This is a genomic window from Haladaptatus ordinarius (genome assembly GCF_054177595.1).
The window spans coordinates 1-2,805 of the sequence record NZ_JBPEHH010000226.1 but is presented as its reverse complement, the minus strand read 5'-3'; the positions used below and the strand labels follow the sequence as shown (position 1 = coordinate 2,805).

The window sequence follows — 2,805 nt, the reverse complement described above, 5'->3', positions numbered from 1 at the left end:
ATCTCCCGAACACGTGGTATCGAGAGGCGAGACAACCAGCTCCGTCACGCCAGACGCTTCTTGAGGAGGTGAATGCAGCACTGTATGCTGGTTTTACGTCTTAACCGAATACGAATGGGCGGTGGTGCAGAACTGTTCTCATAGCGGGATGATTGGGCTAGCCACATCGTTTCCTCGGTGGTGATTGGCGAGTGCAACGGCCAACCGGAGACAGAGAGCCAGGAAGACGTGCGCTTTGACTCTCACTCGGCCTCGGATCCGCGGGATCCCGAGGCCGAGATCCTTACAGACGCCGATTGTCGTTTCAACCTGTGAGCGGTGTGAATACGTCTCGTCGAGCTGTTTCTGCCAGAGACGAACCGTGTCGCTATGCTTTTTGATTCGTTCCTCGACGCGGTAATCTATATTGAGCGGATCAGCCGTGTTTCGTGGATTGTACGGAGCAATCGGCACGACCGCCTGCGCCAGCAGGTGGTCGTGCCACTCCAACATGTCGAACTCCGAGTCACCGACCATCCAGCGTGGAGTTTCGACGGCGAGCGCGTCACGCGTGACGCGCATCGCTGTCTCCTGATCGACTTTCTTCGCTGGCGTGAACGCCGCTGCGACGGGAACGTTGTTTGCTGCGGTCACGATACAGCAGCCGTAGCCGTAGTAGAAGTCGTCTTCAGCGTGATCGTAGTTCCACTGCGCGCCTTCATCCCGCTGATCTACGGGAATGTCTGTCCCGTCGATGCGGAAGAGCTTGCCGAGCGGTACCTGCTCGGCAAGCTCGTGGACTAATTCGATGAAGACATCTTCTGCGACGAGTTCGAAGTCAGCGATGAAGCGTGAGAGCGTCCGCCGGGACGGCGGGCGCTCGAACCCACACTGTCGCCAGACATCTTCGTTGTGAAGCTCTCGCGCCATCGGCCGTGGGCCGTAGATGTCGTGGTAGAAGCAGTGAAGGACACCTTTCAGGAGTTCTGGAGGCTCGTGAACCCGTGTTCGCCCCCTCGGATCGGGGGCGAACACGGGATAGCTGGTGAGAAACGAGAGATCGAGGTGCTCGAAGAGTGCGGTTGTCTCGGTCTCCAGTGTTTTGAAAACCTGTGCGACCGTATCATTATCCGGTAGGACGGAGCTGGTCGTGGACACATCAGATTCGTCCTACCGCTTCCTTGTGAGAACTTCTGCACCACCGCCCATTCAGAATTGAACCCGAAAATATAAGGAATATTTTATATTTCGTGAAACAAGCCAATTTGTCTTGTTGAAATTCTCACTGTCGAACATCATTGGTGGGTGGCACAGGACGGGACAGATATCGTCTCGAAGTGGCGTCTCCTCCAGTTTGTGAAACGAGCTGTCGTGCTGACGTACTGAGCCGTACTTAACGCGGATTTAAGTATGTCCGACGATTTTCTACGTAGGTCGGGCAAGTGGCCGTGACGACCCTGAATAGTTTAATACCGATGTCGCAGTATTTTCGTTAGGCGACGAGTTCACTCACCGGTTTGCTTCCGGAAGTCGAACAAGGTCTTCTGGATTTTGGAATGCATAGATGACAATTTTTCCCTCGAGCCGTTGTTTTTGTATGAGTTCTCTCCCGGTTTCGCGGTCGAAGTCTGTCATAATCTCTATCGCAGTTAGAATCTCCTCTTGGGGAATACCCCACATATTTGGGTTTGGTGCGCTTCCATCGGACGGCAATTTGCTTTCCAGCATCACCTGAACAAACGTTGCAATCTCATCAGTGTCATCGAGTTGTTCGTGCCAAGAGAGTGGATAGATGCTAACATTCCCGTTGATTTTGTACAAGGAGATCCCTGGTTGCCACGTCGTTGAATCGGTGAGATGGTCTTCGATCAACGTGTTCGTGTGTTCCCGCTCATACCCGAGTACATCAGAATACGCATCGATGAGTTCCATGGGAATGCCTGGCTTCTCTCGATGATGGTGTCGTTCGATGGTCTTGACAAAATCTTCAACTCGGTAGTGTCGATCTCGGTGTACGATGTCGTTGACTACTCGTTCTTCGATTGATTCCATAGCCCTGTGTCGACGGACAGGCGGAAAAAGCTCTGTAGAATGATTCCGAAATGTACAGTATAAGTTTCATCCTGTTAGACGTAGACCCAGCTCTCGGCAGCGGTCCACTGGCCACTGCGCTCCAAGACATCATCAGCATCGTCATTTACTTTCTGTTCGCCCTCGTTCTTCTCTGAGAGCCGCTCCTCAGAGACAGACCAGCTGCCGCATTTCTCGAACCGGCCCACCTTGAGCAACCCTAAAAAGGGAACGAATACCAATAGAAGCGGAATAACGACGAGCGATACGAGTAATGCGACGAATATTCGTCTTTCTTTGAGAAGTCGTTCTTGGAAGATGTCTATCATGGCGTAGAATGGGTCGTAGAGAACGAGTGCGATAACCGTGATAATGGTCACAGTGATAAAGAGCAACAGAACGATTGCGACTCTCACACGAGAGTTGAGCACGATTGCGACGATCAGTGTATCTGTAAGCGTTCCTAGGCTCGCTCCCATGATATAGGGAACGATCACACCGATCGAGAACGCGATACTCGTCGTGGTTGCCGTAATGACGAGCCCGAGCCCGAACGACACCCAGCGACGCCATAATAGAACAAATATGAGGGTGTCATAGAACGATTAGCACACCAAAGAGCAGGGTGAACGCTGAGGTGGAATGAGTTCAGCGACCCTGCAAGATGATCCTTCGGTAGAGTCCTTCTTCAATGTCGTGGAGACAGAGACGCTAGCGCTGTTCGAGCACCTCTCCTTCGAGTTTCTCGAAGAGTTC

3 protein-coding genes and 1 pseudogene are annotated in these 2,805 nt (G+C 52.5%); 1 reads left to right on the top strand and 3 read right to left on the bottom strand.

The window, feature by feature from the left end; translation table 11 throughout:
• Positions 1-138 precede the first annotated feature (138 nt).
• From ACR3FF_RS26660 to ACR3FF_RS27520, 3 genes are all read right to left on the bottom strand, one after another.
• Positions 139-1,137 (bottom strand): transposase, encoded by a 999-nt coding sequence (locus ACR3FF_RS26660; RefSeq protein WP_458191095.1) that lies wholly within the window; start codon positions 1,135-1,137, stop codon positions 139-141.
• A 351-nt stretch (positions 1,138-1,488) separates the two neighbouring features.
• Positions 1,489-2,031, bottom strand: coding sequence for a hypothetical protein (locus tag ACR3FF_RS26655; RefSeq protein WP_458191094.1), 543 nt, complete (start codon positions 2,029-2,031; stop codon positions 1,489-1,491).
• A gap of 74 nt (positions 2,032-2,105) precedes the next feature.
• The gene (locus ACR3FF_RS27520; protein ID WP_472850175.1) at positions 2,106-2,609 is read right to left on the bottom strand and encodes a hypothetical protein; all 504 of its coding nucleotides are present in this window, start codon (positions 2,607-2,609) and stop codon (positions 2,106-2,108) included.
• Positions 2,610-2,691: 82 nt separating this feature from the next.
• Between ACR3FF_RS27520 and ACR3FF_RS26645 the strand changes: the two are divergent.
• Positions 2,692-2,805, top strand: a pseudogene (locus tag ACR3FF_RS26645) (IS5/IS1182 family transposase); the annotation flags it as partial.

What these genes read in the sequence shown, in the direction of transcription:
- ACR3FF_RS26655 (WP_458191094.1), bottom strand. Translation starts at nt 2,031, where the DNA reads ATGGAATCAATCGAAGAACGAGTAGTCAACGACATCGTACACCGAGAT.